This window comes from Marmoricola sp. URHB0036 (genome assembly GCF_000426045.1).
Classification (GTDB): Bacteria; Actinomycetota; Actinomycetes; order Propionibacteriales; family Nocardioidaceae; genus Marmoricola.
On sequence record NZ_KE384490.1, the window covers coordinates 427,402 to 443,961 of the forward strand.

The following is a 16,560-nucleotide window of genomic DNA, read 5'->3' on the forward strand; positions in this document are numbered from 1 at the left end:
CAGGGGTCCGGGGCAGGTCCTGACCGGCTACGGCGTCGCCGGTGCCGTGCTGGGTGCCGTGCTCGGGGCCACTCCCGAGCGCGGCAGGGCGAGCACCTCGGCGCGCTTGCCGCTCGCGCCGTGCAGGTGCAGGAGCAGCGCCTTGACCGGGAGCGGGCCCGAGACGGTGTAGTCGATGCGGGTCCCTCCCTGGTCGCGGTAGAGCGGGCCGGCCGTGCTGAACGCCGGGGTACCGGCGTCGAAGACGACCGGACCGGCCGAGTCGGTCACCGTCCCGTTGGTCGCGTTCCACGTGCTCACCGTGTAGGTGACCGGCTTGCTCGTGGACCCGACCCCGATGAACTCCTTCGACACGGGGATCGTCAGCGCGTTGGTGTCGAAGACGTTCGTGTCGACATCGCCCCAGTTGAAGTTGACCGGCTGGTCGTCCTCGCGGCTGGGGTCGTTGAGGTCGAACGTCGCGGCGATCAGCACGTCGCTGGACGGCACCGTCTGGACGACGGTCTCGTAGTCCGGCTTGCCGTCACCGGTCGTGTCGAAGTCGACGAACGGCTGCAGGCCGGTGCCGACCTTCGCCCAGTCGGCGTAGGTGCTCAGGCCGAACCACAGCCAGTCGCCCGAGCTGCCGGCGCCGACGTACTGCAGGTCGCCGGACTGCTCGCTCTTCGTGGAGGCGCAGCCGCCGGCCTGCCCGGGGAGGCAGGTGGGCAGCGTGCCCGACGTGGCGCCCAGCTGCAGCACCGACGCGATCGACGTCCACCCGGTGCTGCCGGCACCCTGCTGGAAGCCTTGGCCGGACAGCGAGATGCGCTTCGCGTTGACCGTGGCGTCGGTGGCCGAGACCGGCTTGGCGGCACCGTAGACCGGGACGCGCGCGGCACTCTCGCCCGACGGCTTGACCAGGACCCGGCCCGAGGCGTCGGAGACGAACTGCCTCGGCACGCCGAGCTGGGTGGTCTCCATGGTCGGGTCGATCGTGTGCCGCAGCGCCGAGGGACGCACACGCATCGTGACCGTCGCCTTGCCCTTGCTGTTGCCCGCCACCGTCAGTGTCGACGGGGAGACTGAGTAGCTCACACCTGGCTGGGTGATCACCGGGTCGTAGGACAGGTCGTAGCGCGTCGAGCGACGGCTCGTGTTCATCACCGTCAGCGGCAGCTTCTTGGTCAGCGTCCCCTTGTCGACCCGAGCGGGTACGACGCCGAACGACGCGGAGACAGGGTTGTCGGCGCCGGGACTGAACGCGATCGTGTCGGTGTCGACGGCACTGAGGGCATCCACCCGACCAGCACCGACCCGGGCCGGACCGTAGGCGTGCCCGGTCCTGTTCGGACCGGTGAACACGTCGTGGCCGGCCTGGTTCATCACCACGGCCTTGAGCATCAGCGGCGAGTAGTCCGGGTGGGCCGAGCGCACCAGCGCGCTGACGCCCGCGGTGAGCGGGGTCGCCATCGACGTACCGGAGATGACCAAGGTGTCCGAGCCGGTACCCATGCCCGCCGACGCGATGGTGTCACCGGGTGCGGCGACGTCGGGCTTCACGACTCCGAGCGATCCGTGCACGCCGCGCGAGCTGAAGCTCGACAGCGTGTCGGTGATCGAGTCGTTGATGTCCTTGATGGTGGCCTGGAGGGCCCCGTCGAACGTCACGTTGAGCGTGCCGGCCTCGGCCGCGGCGCGCAGCTTGTCGGTGCCCGCCTTGGGGAGCTGGAAGACCGGGATGGTCGCGTCACCGGTGATGCCGGCGCCGAACACGTCCTTGGTCGAGGTGAAGATCGCGCCGATCGCTCCAGCGGCCCTGGCGTTGGCCGACCGGCCGACCGAGCCACAGCGACGGGTGGCGTCGTTGTCGTCCCACTCCAGCCAGGCGACCTTGCCGGCCACCCTGGCAGCCTCGGCGGCCGAGAACGGCTGGCAGCCGTCGGCGTTGGCCCCGGGCACGGTGGCCACGGTGCCGGTGACGGGTGCGTGCGTCGGACCGTTGTTGGGCCAGTCGTAGGCGACGGACATCTGCCCGGCAGCGATGCCGGCGACCCCGCTGGGAGCGTTGACCTTCAGCCCGTCGCGCAGCTGGTAGGCGTCGACCGTGCTGGCGACCCCGAGGGAGCTGACGGCGTTGCCCGGTGCGCCACCGGTGTCGGTGACGTCGCCGGCGTTGCCGGCGGCGATGACCGAGAGCACGCCGTGCGAGGAGAGCTCGTCGATGACGGCGTTCTCCGGGTCGTCCGCGGGGGCGTCGTCGCCGCCGAGGGACATGTTGATGATGTCGAGGTGGTCGGAGAAGTCCCCGTCACCGTTGGGGTCGAGCGCCCAGTCGAGCGCCGGGATGACGGCGTCGGTGGAGCCCTCGCAGCCGAAGACCTTCAGGCCGTACAGCGTCGCGGCCGGGGCCATGCCCGGGCCGACCTTCATGTCGAGCAGGCCGGGCTTGGTCAGGTTGGCGTACTTCCCGGTGAAGGTGGAGCCGTTGGCGTTGACGCCGTAGCCGGCTGCCGTGCCCGAGACGTGGGTGCCGTGCTCGTTGCAGTCGAGCGGGTTCTCGTCGGGGTGCGGCACCGGCTGGTAGTTCGGGTTGGGTGCGCCGGTGTCCGTGGTCGGGCTCGCGTCGTAGTCGTCGCCGACGAAGTCGTGCCCGCCCGCGATCTTGGCCTTGCCGAGGGCCGGCAGGCTGTCGCGCCAGGTCGGTGAGGTCGAGGCGGCCTTGGCAGCGTCGTACGCCGCGGTCGTGCCGACGCCACCGAAGTCGCTGTGGGTGTAGTCGATCCCGGTGTCGATGATGCCGATGCGCACGCCCTTGCCGAGGGTGCCGGCGTACTTCCAGGTGTCGTAGGCCCGGGTCAGCGCCGCGGTGTTGGCGTTGGTCAGGTGCTTGGGAACGATCTTCGAGACCTTGACGACGTCGTCGCGCTCGGCGACGGCCTCGATGCCGGCCTGGTCGGTGCGGATCGCGACGCCCGGCAGGGTGTTGCTGATCGTGAACAGCTTGGTGGCACGGGAGTCCTCGCCCTTGGCGGTCGAGAGCACCTCGTTCCCCTGGCGGTTGACGGCGGTGCGGTGCGCCTTCACCTTGTCGGCGTCGGACTTGGCGGACGCGTTCGGCGCGGCCAGGTCGGCGGAGCCCTCACCGGAGAGCTGGACGAACACGGTCTGCGTGCCGCGCTTGGTGCGATCGATCCCGTGCAGCTTGGTGAGCGCAGGGGAGTGGATCTTCTTGGTCGAGACCGGTGCCTTCTGGGCCGGTCCGGGGTCTGCCGCGGACGCCGCCGAGCCGAAGCCCAGCGCCGTGGCGGCAGCAGTGGAGAGGGCGAGTACGGCGACGCCGACCCGTCCCGTGCGTGATGGGAACACCCGAGATTCCTTTTCGCCGGGCAAGGGAACAGCCGGAAGACTGCGGGGGAGCGGGTCGCACAGCCCGAAAATGTGCGGTGGCTCACAACAACTTCGGCACCATAGCCCCGAATCACCCCCAAAGGGGAGAACCTGCCCTGTGCGAATCTAGGGAACATGAGCGAAGCCGGGACGACCGACGACAAGAGCGCCCTCACCGGGCAGCAGGTCCACGACGAGGGACTCGAGGGCTGGCGCAAGGTGCTGAACAAGCTCGTGGTCCGCTTCGAGACGGGCGACTTCAACACCGGAGCGGCCCTGGTCGGCAAGATCGCCGAGGTCGCCGACGAGGCCAACCACCACCCCGACGTCGACCTGCGCTACCCGCACCTGACGGTCTCGCTGCTCAGTCACGACGTCGACGCCCTCACCCCACGCGACGTCCGTCTGGCCCGCCGGATCAGCGAGCTGGCCGCGGAGGCGGGGGTGCGCGCCGCCGAGCACGCTCCCGACGTCATCGAGATCGCGCTCGACACCCCTGACCACGAGAAGGTGGCGCCGTTCTATCGTGCCTTGCTCGGGTACGACGCCCACGCCAGCGACGACCTGGTCGACCCGGCCGACCGCACGCCGTCGGTGTGGTTCCAGAAGACCGACTCCGACGCCCCGGATCGGCAGCGCTGGCACCTGGACGTGAGCGTCCCCCACGACGTCGCCGAGGCGCGGATCCAGGCCGCGATCGACGCCGGCGGGACGTTGGTGGACGACCAGCGGGCCCCCGCGTTCTGGGTGCTCGAGGACCCTGACGGCAACCGGTCCTGCATCTGCACCTGGCAGTCCCGCGACTGACAGATGGTGGGATGCCGATCCCAGCATCCGGGACGACTGGCACACTGAGTTGAGCGCCGTCGCGCGCGAGGGGCATGCTGTGCGCATGCAGCGTTTCCAGCACCACCGCGAGATTCTCGTACGCACGCGACGCGTGAGCTAACGGCCCTGGCCGCAGCACACGCGTCGACCCCTCGTCAGCCGACCGGCTCGAGGGGTTTTTTGTTGGGCTGACACTGGTCAGGCAAGGCGCAGGGCGACAGCAGGACAGGAAAGTGGAGCAGATGACTGAGCAGAAGGCAGTGAAGGGGCCGGCGATGGCACCCCACGAGGCTGCCGGGGCCGTGACGGGTGCGCAGAGCCTGATCAGCTCGCTCGAGTGCGCCGGTGTGGAGAACATCTTCGGCATCCCGGGCGGCACGATCCTCCCGGCGTACGACCCCCTCTACGACAGCACGATCCGGCACATCCTGGTGCGCCACGAGCAGGGCGCGGGCCACGCAGCGGCGGGGTACGCGACGGCGACCGGCAAGGTCGGGGTCTGCATGGCGACCAGCGGTCCCGGCGCGACCAACCTGGTGACGCCCATCGCCGACGCCTACATGGACTCCGTGCCGATGGTCGCCGTCACCGGTCAGGTGGTGGCGTCCTCGATCGGCACCGACGCCTTCCAGGAAGCCGACATCCGCGGCATCACGCTGCCGATCACCAAGCACAGCTACCTGGTCACCGACGCCGACGAGATCCCTCGCGTCATCGCGGAGGCCTTCTACATCGCCTCCACCGGCCGCCCCGGCCCCGTGCTCGTCGACGTCGCCAAGTCTGCGCAGCAGGCGATGACCACGTTCAACTGGCCGACCGAGCTGAACCTGCCCGGCTACCGGCCGGTGACGCGCCCGCACTCCAAGCAGATCCGCGAGGCGACCCGACTGCTGCTCGAGTCGCGCCGGCCGGTGCTGTACGTCGGTGGCGGCGTGATCCGCTCCCGGTCCAGCAAGGAGCTGCGCATGCTGGCCGAGCTGACCGGCATCCCGGTGGTCACCACCCTGATGGCGCGCGGCGCCTTCCCGGACAGCCACCCGCAGCACCTCGGCATGCCGGGCATGCACGGCACCGTGGCGGCCGTCGCCGGGCTGCAGAAGAGCGACCTGATCATCAGCCTGGGCGCGCGCTTCGACGACCGGGTCACCGGCAACCTCGACTCCTTCGCCCCCGGCGCCAAGGTGATCCACGCCGACATCGACCCGGCCGAGATCGGCAAGAACCGCGTCGCCGACGTGCCGATCGTGGGTGACTGCCGCGAGGTGATCGCCGACCTGATCGTCGCGCTGCAGGCAGAGCAGGCCCAGGGGAACACCGGCGACTACGAGGGCTGGGTGAAGTTCCTCGCCGGCGTGAAGTCGCAGTACCCGCTGGGGTACGACGCCCCCGCCGAGGGCCTCGCCCCGCAGTACGTCATCGAGCGCCTCGGCAAGATCGCCGGACCCGAGTCGATCTACGTCGCGGGCGTGGGCCAGCACCAGATGTGGGCCACCCACTATGTCGGCTACGAGCACCCGAACACCTGGATCAACTCTGGTGGCCTGGGCACGATGGGCTTCGCGGTCCCGGCGGCCATGGGCGCCAAGGTCGGCCGTCCGGACACGACCGTGTGGGCGATCGATGGTGACGGTTGCTTCCAGATGACCAACCAGGAGCTGGCCACCTGCACCATCGAGGGCATCCCGATCAAGGTCGCGATCATCAACAACGAGTCGCTGGGCATGGTGCGGCAGTGGCAGACGCTGTTCTACGAGGGCCGCTACTCCAACACCGACCTCCAGTCCAAGCGGATCCCCGACTTCGTCAAGCTGGCCGAGGCGTACGGCGCCGTCGGGCTCTCCTGCGACAGCCCCGGCGACGTGGACGCCACGATCAACAAGGCGATGGAGATCAACGACGTGCCGGTGGTCGTGGACTTCCGGGTCGAGCGCGACGCGATGGTGTGGCCGATGGTCGCTGCCGGGACCTCCAACGACGAGATCAAGTACGCCCGGGATCTCGCTCCCGAGTTCGAGGAGGACGACCTCTGATGGCGACCACCCACACCCTGTCCGTCCTGGTCGAGAACAAGCCCGGTGTGCTCGCGCGCATCGCCGGCCTGTTCAGCCGCCGCGGCTTCAACATCGACTCCCTCGCGGTCGGCCCGACCGAGCACCCGGAGATCTCGCGGATGACGATCGTGGTCGGCGTCGAGGACTCGCCGCTCGAGCAGGTCACCAAGCAGCTGAACAAGCTGGTCGAGGTGATCAAGATCGTCGAGCTCGAGGACAAGGAGTCCATCGAGCGCGAGCTCTTGCTGGTCAAGGTGAAGGCCGACGCCGACACCCGCGGTCAGGTGCTCGACGCCGTCCAGCTGTTCCGCGCCAAGGTCGTCGACGTCGCGCCCGATGCCGTCACCATCGAGGTCATCGGCAACGCCGCCAAGCTCAAGGACTTCCTCGCCGTGCTCGAGCCCTTCGGCATCCGCGAGCTCGTCCAGTCCGGCATGGTCGCCATCGGCCGTGGCAGCCGCTCCATCACCGAGCGCACCCTGCGTCCGGTGCCGGTGGCGGTCCCGGCGGCGGCTGCGGTGATCTCCTCGTGACGGTTTGGCCGGGCGCCCGGCCAAACCTCCAGTGGAGGGCTGAAACTTCACCCCTCCACTCGCAGTTCTGCCCCTCCGCATCGACTCGATACAACCCACCAATGAAGGAGAGCCCCCGTGGCTGAGATGTTCTACGACGACGACGCCGACCTGTCCCTGATCCAGGGCAAGAACGTGGCCGTGCTCGGCTACGGCAGCCAGGGGCACGCGCACTCGCTGTCCCTGCGCGACTCCGGTGTCGACGTACGGATCGGGCTCCCGGAGGGGTCCAAGAGCCGCGAGAAGGCGGAGGCCGAGGGCCTGCGTGTGCTCACGCCGGCCGAGGCGGTCGAGGAGGCCGACGTCATCGTCATCCTCGCCCCCGACCACGTGCAGAGGAAGCTCTACAAGGAGTCGGTCGAGCCCAACATCACCCCGGGCGACACCCTCGTCTTCGGGCACGGCTTCAACATCCGCTTCGGCTACATCACCCCGCCCGAGGGCGTCGACGTGTTCATGGTCGCGCCCAAGGGCCCGGGGCACCTCGTGCGTCGCGAGTACGTCGACGGGCGCGGCGTACCCGTCCTCGTCGCCGTCGAGAAGGACGAGTCCGGCACCACCTGGGACCTCGCCCTCTCCTACGCCAAGGCCATCGGCGGCCTGCGCGCGGGCGGCATCAAGACCACCTTCACCGAGGAGACCGAGACCGACCTGTTCGGCGAGCAGGCCGTCCTGTGCGGTGGCGCCAGCCAGCTCGTGCAGTACGGCTTCGAGGTGCTCACCGAGGCCGGCTACCAGCCCGAGGTCGCCTACTTCGAGTGCCTCCACGAGCTGAAGCTGATCGTCGACCTGATGTACGAGGGCGGCATCGCCAAGCAGCGCTGGTCGGTCTCCGACACCGCGGAGTACGGCGACTACGTCTCCGGCCCGCGCGTGATCGACGAGCGCGTCAAGCAGAACATGCTCGGCGTCCTCGAGGACATCAAGAACGGCTCCTTCGCCGAGCGGTTCATCAACGACCAGGACAACGGCGCTCCGGAGTTCAAGAAGTTCCGCGAGCAGGCCGAGGCGCACCCGATCGAGAAGACCGGCCGCGAGCTGCGCAAGCTGATGGCCTGGGTGAAGAGCCACGACAGCGACTACGTCGAGGGCAGCTCCGCCCGCTGACGTCGTACGACGCACCAGGGCCCGGCGATCCGTCGGGCCCTGTTCGTTTTCTAGAACACGTTCTACCCTGACGACATGGACCACGACGCCCTCGAGGAGATCAAGCGCCTCAAGTACCGCTACTTCCGCTCCCTCGACCTCAAGGACTGGGACACCTTCGGTGACTGCCTGGCCGAGGACGTCTCCGCCAAGTACGGGACGCAGGCGATGGGCGAGCCGCTGCACTACGACAACCGAGCGGCCGTCGTGGAGTTCATGTCGTCCAACCTCGGGCCGGGCGTCGTCACGATGCACGTGGCGCAGCACCCCGAGATCACCATTCATGAGGAGGGGGACGGGGACACCGCCAGCGGTTCGTGGGGGTTCGAGGACACCGTGATCGTGCCCGACTTCAAAGTGCTGATCCGGGGTGCGGGCTACTACCACGACACCTATCGGCGGGACGTCGACGGCGCCTGGCGGATCGCGTCGACCGGCTACGAGCGCATCTACGAGGCGATGACCTCCCTCGACGACACCCCGAGCTTCAAGCTGATCGCCAACCGCTGGGACCCCGAGCTCAAGCACTGACCGGTCCGTCCCTTGGACCCGCACCGGACAATGGCCCCGTGAGCACGCTGGCCACCCGCAACCGCATCGGCGTCCTGGGCGCGTCCTTCTCGATGGCGCTGCTGGTCGGCCTGCTCTGGTTGCTCGAGGGGGTCGATCAGGCCAGCGGCAACTCCCTGGACCGGTACGGCATCCAGCCGCGCACCGGTGAAGGACTGTTCGAGGTCTTCACCGCACCGTTCCTGCACATCGGCTGGGCCCACCTCGCGGCCAACACGATCCCGTTCTTCGTGCTCGGGGTGATCGTGCTCCTCGACGGCTGGCGGCAGTGGCTCACCGTCACGCTGTGGGTCGTGGTCGCCTCCGGCGCCACGGTGTGGCTGATCGCCCCGGCCGGCTCAGTGACGCTGGGTGCCAGCGGTGTGGTCTTCGGCTGGCTGACCTACCTGATGGTCCGTGGCCTCTACACCCGGGCACCCGGCCAGGTGGCGCTCGGCGTCGTGCTGATGCTCTTCTACGGCGGGTTGCTGCTCGGCGTGCTCCCCACCGACACCGGCGTCTCCTGGCAGGCCCACCTCGGCGGCGCGATCGGCGGCGTGCTCGCCGCCAGTCGTCAGCGACGTCGCCCGGTCGACCCTCGCTGGGACTGACCAGCTAGCCCAGCTCGAGCACCCGGTCGATCCCGACCCGTTCCAGGAAGGCCTGGTCGTGGCTGACCACGACGAGGGTGCCGGTGTAGTCGGCGAGTGCCGACTCCAGCTGCTCGATGGCGGGTACGTCGAGGTGGTTGGTCGGCTCGTCGAGCACCAGCACGTTGACCTGCCGGGCCTGGAAGAGCGCCATCAGTGCGCGGGTGCGCTCGCCCAGCGACAGGCTGTGTGCGGGGCGGTCCACGTGCTCGGCGCCGAGTCCGAACTTGGCCAGCAGGGTGCGCACCTCCCCGGCCGGCACGGCGTCTCCGAGCGCCGCACGGACGACCTCGACGACCGACCGCTCCGAGGACAGCAGCGCCCGCTCCTGGTCGATCAGGCCGAGCCGCACCCGCGACCCGACGGACACCCGCCCCGACGCGACCGGCAGGTCCCCCAGCATCGCGGCGAGCAGAGTGGTCTTGCCGGTCCCGTTGTCGCCCGCGAGCAGCAGCCGGTCTCCCCGCGAGACGGCGAGGTCGATCGGGCCCAGCGTGAAGTCGCCGCGGCGCGCCACCACGCGGTCGAGCGTCCACACCACCTCCGCCGACTCGGGACCGGGATCGATGGAGTAGCGCAGCTGCCACTCCTTGCGCGGCTGCTCGACCGCCGCGAGCCGATCGGCCGCGCGGTGGATGCGGGCCGCCTTCGCGGCCTGGCGGTCGGCCCGAGCACGGTGCTTCTCGCGGATGTGCTTGTCGGCCTCGCCGCTGCGCTTGAGGTTGCCGAGTCCCTTGTCGGCCCAGTCGGCGCGCTGCCGGCTCTGGCCGAGCAGGCGATCCCTCGTGTCGGCGTACTCCTCGAACGCCTCACGGGCCTGGCGTCGCTCGAGCGAGCGCGCCTCGGCGTACTCCGACCAGCCGCCGGTGTAGTGCCCGATCCGCTGCTGGGCCAGGTCGAGCTCGACCACGCTGGTGGCCACCCGGTCGAGGAAGGCGCGGTCGTGGCTGGCCACCATCACCGGCCCTTCATGGCCGGTCACGAAGTCGACCATCAGCTCCAGCCCCGCTGCGTCCAGGTTGTTGGTCGGCTCGTCGAGCAGCAGCACCTCGTAGCGGCTGAGCAGGATCGAGGCCAGGGCGGCGCGGGCGGCCTGGCCACCGGACAACGTGCCGAGCGGCCGGTCCGGCGCCGCGTCGAGACCCAGCTGCGCGGCCACCTGCGGCAGCCGGTCCTCGAGGTCGGCGCCGCCCAGGGCAAGCCACTGCTCGAGGGTGACGGCGTAGCGGTCGTCGGACCCCGGGTCCCCGGCGGCCAGGGCGGTGGAGGCGTCCTGGAGCGACCGGTCGGCCGCCGCCACCCCGGTACGCCGACGTGCGTAGTCGAGCAGCGACTCGGTCGGGTCGGGTGCGCTCTGCGGCAACCAGCCGACCGTGGCGTCGGGAGGCGAGAGCCGGACCGACCCGGACTCGATCGTCAGCTCGCCGACGACCGTGCGCATCAGGCTCGACTTGCCGGAGCCGTTGGCGCCGACGAGCGCGGTGACGTCTCCCGGCGCGACCACGAGGTCGAGGCCGCGCACGAGGGTGCGGGCGCCGTACGCGACGTCGAGCCCGGTGAGGGTGAGAGTGGCGGACATGGAGAGCTCCTGTGCATGACGAGTGAACCACCAGTGGTGGGGGGCGAGGTCGTCAGCGGATGTCCACGGGCGAGACCGTACGCCGAACAGCCGCCTCCCCGCGAGTGGATTTCGCGGAGAGGCGGCTGTACTGGGAGGGGTGCTACTTGACCTCGGAGCGCAACATCAACCGCAGCCCGACGGCGAGCGGGATGACCAACCAGATCATGGTCGCGGTCGCGAGGTGGGCCCAGTCACGGGAGGCCATCTCGCCGTCGAACAACCCGCCCTGGGCGAAGTTGAAGTCGACCCAAGCCTGGGCGTCGTGCCACCAGGAAGCGTTCGCGGCGAGCAGCCCGGACAGGGTGGGCAGCACCAGCGTGAACACGAAGTACCCGACGATCGCGCCGGCCGAGTTGCGGATGACCACCCCGAGCATGAAGCCGATCAGCATGCCCAGCACGTTGGCCAGCACGATCTCGGACAGGTGCAGGAACGAGTCGTCCCAGATCGTCGGGGTACCGGTGATCGCCGTACCCACGATGTTGCCGAGCGCTCCGATCGCCATCGCGACGACCATCGAACCGACGCCGACCAGCACGGCGCCGACAGCCTTGGCCCCGATCACCCGGCCGCGGTGCGGGACGAGGGTGAAGGTGCTCAGCCCGCTGCGCTGGGTCCACTCGCTGGTGACCGACAAGATCGCGACCATCGGCAGGATCACCGACATCGGGAACCCGATCGCCGCGGCGAAGGTGTCGTAGGTCAGCTCGCTGTCCGGTGCCCAGAGGATCACGGCGCCGGTGGCGAGCGTCGCGGTGATCGCGACGCTCATCATCAGCCAGAAGCCCGACCGGGTGTCGAACATCTTGCGCAGCTCGACCGCCACCACCCGGCTGGTGGGGATGCGTTGGTCGACGGTCGGGCTCTTCTTCTCTCGGACTGCGTCCATGCTGTTGGCGGTCACGGTGCTCATGCCGCTGCTCCTTCTCGTTGGGTCTCGGAGGTGAGCTCGAGGAACATCTCCTCCAGGCCCGCGCCGTCGGCGGGGCGGAGCTCGGTGAGGGCGACGCCGGCGGCCAGGGCGACCTCACCGACGCGGGCGGCGTCCGCCTGCGTGCGGACGGCGCCGTCGGGGCCGAGCGTGCTGGCGATACCGGCCAGCTCGAGGGCGTGCGCCAGCGTGCTCGGCGCCGCACTTCGTACGACGGTCCCGGCTGCCGCCAGCAGGTCGTTCTTGGTGCCCTGCGCGACGATCTTGCCGTTGCCGATCACCACGATGTCGTCGGCGATGACCTCGATCTCGTGCAGCAGGTGCGAGGAGAGCAGCACCGTGCCGCCCTGGTCGGCGTACGAGCGCAGCAGGTCGCGCATCCAGCGGATGCCGGCCGGGTCGAGACCGTTGGCCGGCTCGTCGAGGATCAGCACCGTCGGGTCCCCGAGCAGTGCGTGGGCGATGCCGAGGCGCTGGCGCATGCCGAGGGAGTAGTTGCGCACCCGGCGGTCGGCCTCCTTCTCGGTGAGACTGACCCGGTCGAGCATCTCCTCGACGCGTAGCCGGGGCAGACCCATCGTCCGGGCCGCGATGTTGAGGATCTCCCGCCCGGTCCGGCCGGCGTGCTGGGCCGAGGCGTCCAGCAGGACGCCGACCTCGAGGCCGGGGTTGGGCAGGTCGGAGAACAGTCGGCCGGAGACCCGGGCCGTGCCCGACGTCGGGGGAGTCAGCCCGACCATGACACGCATGGTCGTGGACTTGCCGGCGCCGTTGGGACCGAGGAAGCCGGTCACGCGACCGCCCTCAGCCGTGAAGGAGACGTCGTCGACGGCGGTGAAGGCGCCGTACCTCTTGGTGAGGGAGTCAACAGTGATCATGGGCAGAGCCTCTCTTCAGACAGCCCCCGTCCACATCGGGGAGGCTGCTGGATCGGCCCCTGATACACCCCCGGAAAACCCTCAGGGTCGCCCTGAGGAGGAAGCGGGCATCCGCGCGCAGACCAGCGGCAACCGGTCGCTCCTACTCGGTCGCCTTCAGCGCGGTGTAGGTGGATCTCATGCCGCACACCTTGGCACCTGCGCAGGAACAATCAGGTCATTTGCGCGGTTGTGCCCGTCGTGAAGATCGAGATCTGGTCCGACGTCGTCTGCCCCTGGTGCTACATCGGCAAGCGCCGTCTGGAGACTGCCCTGGCGGGCTTCCCGCACGCGGACGACGCGGAGATCGTCTACCGCTCCTTCCAGCTCGACCCGGCGGCGCCGCGGGTTCCCGAGGAGACGGTCGCGGAGCACCTGGGTGCGAAGTACGGCGGCGGCCCCGAGGCCGGCCGGCAGATGGTCGAGCGCACCGAGGCGGTGGCGGCCGAGGAAGGCCTGCTCTTCCGGCTCGGCGAGGCGCAGCGGGCCAACACAGTCGACGCCCACCGGCTGCTGCACCTCGCCCTCGAGACCGGTGGGCCGGCGCTCCAGGCCTCGCTGAAGGAGGAGCTGCTGGCGGCGTACTTCCTGCGTGCGGAGAACGTCGCCGACCACGACCTGCTGCGTCGTACGGCGGAGCAGGTGGGCCTCGATGCCGACGCGGTCGACGCCGTCCTCGACGGGGACCGTTACGCCGACGCCGTCGAGCACGACATCCGTGAGGCGGCCGCACTCGGTGCGACCGGTGTGCCGTTCTTCGTCATCGACCGCAAGTACGGCATCTCGGGCGCTCAGCCGGCCGAGGTCTTCGGACAGGTGCTGGACCGGGCCTGGGACGAGTCGCACGCGAGGCTGGAGCACGTCGGGGGGCCCGAGCCCACCGACGCCTGCGGTCCGGACGGCTGCGAGATCTGAGGCTCACGCAGCTCGAGCGACACCGCCCTCAGATCCCCTCGGCGACCGGGTAGATCTCGTCGGCGACGAGACCGTGGGCCTCACGGTGGACCGTGTTGGCCGCCTCCGCGTTCGGGGCGTCGACCAGGCAGAAGATCTTGCCCTGGTCCTCGTTGACCCAGTAGCGGAGGTACTTCACGTCGTGGGCGTCCTGCGTCTGCAGGTCGGCGGCGTGGGCTCCTGCCACGTCGTCGGCGGAGACGTGACCCTCCTCGATGTGGTGGACATCCATGAACAGCGCCATGATCGGCTCTCTTTCTCCTTCAACGGCCGGATCTCGGCCTGCATCCAGAGAACCGTGTTCGTCAGCCCGGGACATCGGGGGATTTCCCCAGATTGGGCAACATCCCCTCCCGCCGAGCAGCGGCAACGGCGGCCGATCGGTTGGCCTCGCCGAGCTTGCGCAGGATCGCGGAGACGTGGTGGTCGACGGTCTTGGGAGACACGAAGAGTCGCGCGGACAGCTCGGCGTTGGTGAGGCCATCGGCCAGAAGTACCAGCACCTCCAGCTCCCGCCCGGTGAGCCCGGCCGGGTTGCCCCTGGTCCGCGCCCGCGGTCCACGGGGCACGGGCAGCCCGGCCTCGTGGCGGTCCCGCAGCAGGGCCAGCCGCGTCGCGTCGGCTCCCATGGCGCGCAGCTGCTCGCCGGCAGCGCGTACGTCGTCCACGGACTCCGAGTGCGCGAGGCTCACTGCCTGCCACCAGGGGCACCCCACGCCTTCCCACGCCGCAGCCGCAGCCAGCCACTGCCCACCGAGCATGAGCCCGAACGGGCCTGACACCTGAAGGTCAGGCGGGGTCTCCAGACCGCTCTCCCGCAGCCACCACGCCAGCTCGCCTCGCTCCACGGCGGTGAAGACCAGTGCGTTCAGGTCGTGGGCCTTGGTCACCTCGCGGGTCAAGGCGTCCCGGTCGCCACGCACCCAGCCCGCCTCGGCCAGGGCGAGTGCCACGGGGAAGATGCGCTGAGCCTCTCCCGTCGCTTCCGCCAGGTCCCGGGCCTCGCCGAGCAGTGCCTCGGCGGCCGGGGCGCCTCCACGAACTGCGATCGTCCCGGCGACGACCAGCGCCGGGATCCGGCTGACCGGCGACTGCCCGGGTCGACGCAGCACCTCCTCGGCGAGCCGGCGGGCCTCCGGGTACCGTCCCTGCTCGAAGGCCGACGCGGCGTGCCAGGCCGTCATGTAGGTCGACCAGGCGTCGAGGTCGCGGTCGGTGCAGTAGGCGATGCCGGCGGTGAGGTACTCGTCGGCCCCGGCATAGCGGCGCAACACGACCTGGGCGGCGCCCAGATTGGTGTAGGCGCGAGCGGCGTGCTCGTGCAGGTCGTGGACGAGCGCGATGTCGAGGCTCTGGCCCAGTCGGGTGAGCCCGAGCTCCTTGTCGGAGCCGAGGAGCAGGGCGGTGCCGACGTTGTTCAGCGCGTGCGCCTCGACCTCGTGGTCACCGAGGACCCGCGCCAGCGCGATGGCCCGGTCACCCCACAGCACGGTCTCGTCCTCCACCCCGGCGAGCATGGCCAGCTGGGCCTTGTTGCTGAAGGCCATCGCCAGCTCGTGCCCGGGCGCGAGCGCCTCCAGGGTCGCGATCGCCTGGTCGGCGTACCGCCGGGAGTCCTCGCCTCGGCCGAAGAACCACGAGTAGCGCGACAGCCAGCGCTGTGCCGCTCCCACCTGCTCGACGTCACCCTCGAGGTCGTGCAAGGCCAGGGCCTGCCGCCGCTCCTCGATCGCATTGCTGAGGTCGTCGGTGAGGTAGCACTCGTAGGAGAGCCGGTCGTGCAGGTCTGCGACGGTACGTCGGTCGAGGACGTCTGCGAACCGCAGGGCGAGGCGGTACTCCTCGGCCGCCTCGTGGTGGGCTCCCAGCCGTGCCGAGAGGGCCGCGGCCGCCACGGCGTGCGTCACGGCCGCGCTCCCGTGGTCGCTCTCGGCCGCATGGTGGGCCAGGCGGTGGTGGTCGCTGCTGCCGAGCGCGGTCAAGGCGCCCAGGGCGCGTTCGTGGAGCCGGGTGCGGACCGCGGGTGCGAGGCCGGTCTCGACCGTCTCCCGAGCGATGTCGTGGCGGAACGCCAGCCCCTGCGCGTCCGACCCCGCGACGAGGAGTCCTCGCTGGACGCACTCGTCGATCGCCTCGGCTGGACGCTCGGCGACTCTCGCGAGGAGGTCCACCCGAGCGCCCGGGCCGAGCACCGCCGCCGCCGCGAGCACGTCTTGGCCCGCGGTGGAGACCCGGCTCACCCTGGCTCGTACGGCGTCACGCACCGTGGCCGGCACCTCCGCCTCCTCGGCCGCGAGGACCTCGGTCACGAAGAACGGGTTGCCGTTCGTACGACGATGCAGCGACGTCGGCTCGAGGGCTGACCCGGACGTCTCCACGAGCTCCGCCACTGCCGAGAGGGTGAGTGTCGGCACGTGCATCCGGGCAACGCCGTTGGTGGTGGCCAGGTCGCCGATCAGGGTGGTCAGCCGGTCACCCGGCCCGACCTCGTCGTCCCGGAAGGTGGCCACTCCGAGCAACGGCAGTCCCTCCAGCCGGCGTCCGAGATGGCGCACGAGCTCCAGGGTGGCCTCATCGGCCCAGTGGAGGTCTTCCAGCACAAGCACCGTCGGCTGACCCGCCAGCAGGGTGCGCACCTCGCGGAACAGGCGCGGCCTGGTCTCGAGCGTCGTCTCCGCGAGCATCGCCTCGAGCTCGGGCAACGCCTCGATCACCGGGCCGAGGGGGGCCGGTGTGGCCACGCCGTCACTCGACCCTCGTCGTACGACAGGCGGATGGGGCAGCGCTGCGAGCTCGTCGAGGAGCAGCCCCACCAGCGAGGTCTTCCCGACGCCGGCCTCGCCACCGAGGAAGATCCAGCGGCCCGTCCCGGTCGCGGCCGACGGCACCGCCTCCAGGAGCGGTGCGACGAAAGAGCCCCGCTCGACCAGCACAGCCCCATTCAACCCCGATCCGCAGATCTCGTCGTCCAC

At 70.2% G+C, this 16,560-nt stretch carries 13 protein-coding genes; 7 read left to right on the plus strand and 6 right to left on the minus strand.

The genetic code is table 11. From position 1 onward, the window contains the following. Positions 1 to 27: 27 nt before the first annotated feature. Complete coding sequence (locus tag H976_RS28080; protein ID WP_051277342.1) at positions 28 to 3,348, minus strand: S8 family serine peptidase; 3,321 nt, start codon at positions 3,346 to 3,348, stop codon at positions 28 to 30. 156 nt (positions 3,349 to 3,504) lie between these two features. Between H976_RS28080 and H976_RS0122245 the strand changes: the two genes are divergently transcribed. From H976_RS0122245 to H976_RS0122270, 6 genes are all read left to right on the plus strand, one after another. After that, positions 3,505 to 4,176 (plus strand): VOC family protein, encoded by a 672-nt coding sequence (locus H976_RS0122245; protein WP_027863314.1) that lies wholly within the window; start codon positions 3,505 to 3,507, stop codon positions 4,174 to 4,176. Between the two features lie 263 nt (positions 4,177 to 4,439). Beyond that, positions 4,440 to 6,227, plus strand: a complete 1,788-nt coding sequence (locus H976_RS0122250; protein ID WP_081683157.1) for an acetolactate synthase large subunit — start codon at positions 4,440 to 4,442, stop codon at positions 6,225 to 6,227. After that, entirely contained in the window at positions 6,227 to 6,781 is a 555-nt protein-coding gene (ilvN, locus tag H976_RS0122255; protein WP_027863316.1) for an acetolactate synthase small subunit, read from the plus strand. The genes H976_RS0122250 and ilvN overlap by 1 nt, the downstream gene beginning before the upstream one ends. Before the next feature lie 117 nt (positions 6,782 to 6,898). After that, positions 6,899 to 7,927 carry a ketol-acid reductoisomerase gene (gene ilvC, locus H976_RS0122260; protein WP_027863317.1) on the plus strand — a complete coding sequence of 343 codons (1,029 nt, stop codon included), beginning with the start codon at positions 6,899 to 6,901 and terminating at the stop codon, positions 7,925 to 7,927. A 75-nt stretch (positions 7,928 to 8,002) separates the two neighbouring features. After that, positions 8,003 to 8,497 carry a nuclear transport factor 2 family protein gene (locus H976_RS0122265; RefSeq protein ID WP_027863318.1) on the plus strand — a complete coding sequence of 165 codons (495 nt, stop codon included), beginning with the start codon at positions 8,003 to 8,005 and terminating at the stop codon, positions 8,495 to 8,497. A gap of 92 nt (positions 8,498 to 8,589) precedes the next feature. Further along, complete coding sequence (locus tag H976_RS0122270) at positions 8,590 to 9,126, plus strand: rhomboid family intramembrane serine protease (RefSeq protein WP_027863319.1); 537 nt, start codon at positions 8,590 to 8,592, stop codon at positions 9,124 to 9,126. A 4-nt stretch (positions 9,127 to 9,130) separates the two neighbouring features. On the opposite strand, the gene H976_RS0122275 is transcribed toward H976_RS0122270, so the two are convergent. The 3 genes from H976_RS0122275 to H976_RS0122285 all read right to left on the minus strand — a co-directional run bounded on the left by H976_RS0122275 (position 9,131) and on the right by H976_RS0122285 (position 12,595). After that, the gene (locus H976_RS0122275; RefSeq protein ID WP_027863320.1) at positions 9,131 to 10,744 is read right to left on the minus strand and encodes an ABC-F family ATP-binding cassette domain-containing protein; all 1,614 of its coding nucleotides are present in this window, start codon (positions 10,742 to 10,744) and stop codon (positions 9,131 to 9,133) included. Positions 10,745 to 10,886: 142 nt separating this feature from the next. Continuing rightward, a complete protein-coding gene (locus H976_RS0122280) occupies positions 10,887 to 11,699 on the minus strand; it encodes an ABC transporter permease subunit (RefSeq protein ID WP_027863321.1) in 813 nt (270 codons plus the stop codon). Continuing rightward, complete coding sequence (locus tag H976_RS0122285; RefSeq protein ID WP_027863322.1) at positions 11,696 to 12,595, minus strand: ABC transporter ATP-binding protein; 900 nt, start codon at positions 12,593 to 12,595, stop codon at positions 11,696 to 11,698. The genes H976_RS0122280 and H976_RS0122285 overlap by 4 nt, the downstream gene beginning before the upstream one ends. A gap of 240 nt (positions 12,596 to 12,835) precedes the next feature. On the opposite strand from H976_RS0122285, the gene H976_RS0122290 reads away from it, so the two are divergent. Further along, positions 12,836 to 13,549 carry a DsbA family oxidoreductase gene (locus H976_RS0122290; protein ID WP_027863323.1) on the plus strand — a complete coding sequence of 238 codons (714 nt, stop codon included), beginning with the start codon at positions 12,836 to 12,838 and terminating at the stop codon, positions 13,547 to 13,549. Positions 13,550 to 13,577: 28 nt separating this feature from the next. Here the strand turns inward: H976_RS0122290 and H976_RS0122295 are convergent, their stop codons facing one another. Both H976_RS0122295 and H976_RS0122300 read right to left on the minus strand, forming a co-directional pair. Beyond that, positions 13,578 to 13,832 (minus strand): DUF4242 domain-containing protein, encoded by a 255-nt coding sequence (locus H976_RS0122295; protein WP_027863324.1) that lies wholly within the window; start codon positions 13,830 to 13,832, stop codon positions 13,578 to 13,580. Between the two features lie 61 nt (positions 13,833 to 13,893). Next, positions 13,894 to 16,521: an AAA family ATPase gene (locus H976_RS0122300; protein WP_051277344.1), complete on the minus strand. Its 2,628-nt coding sequence runs from the start codon at positions 16,519 to 16,521 to the stop codon at positions 13,894 to 13,896. Positions 16,522 to 16,560 lie beyond the last annotated feature (39 nt).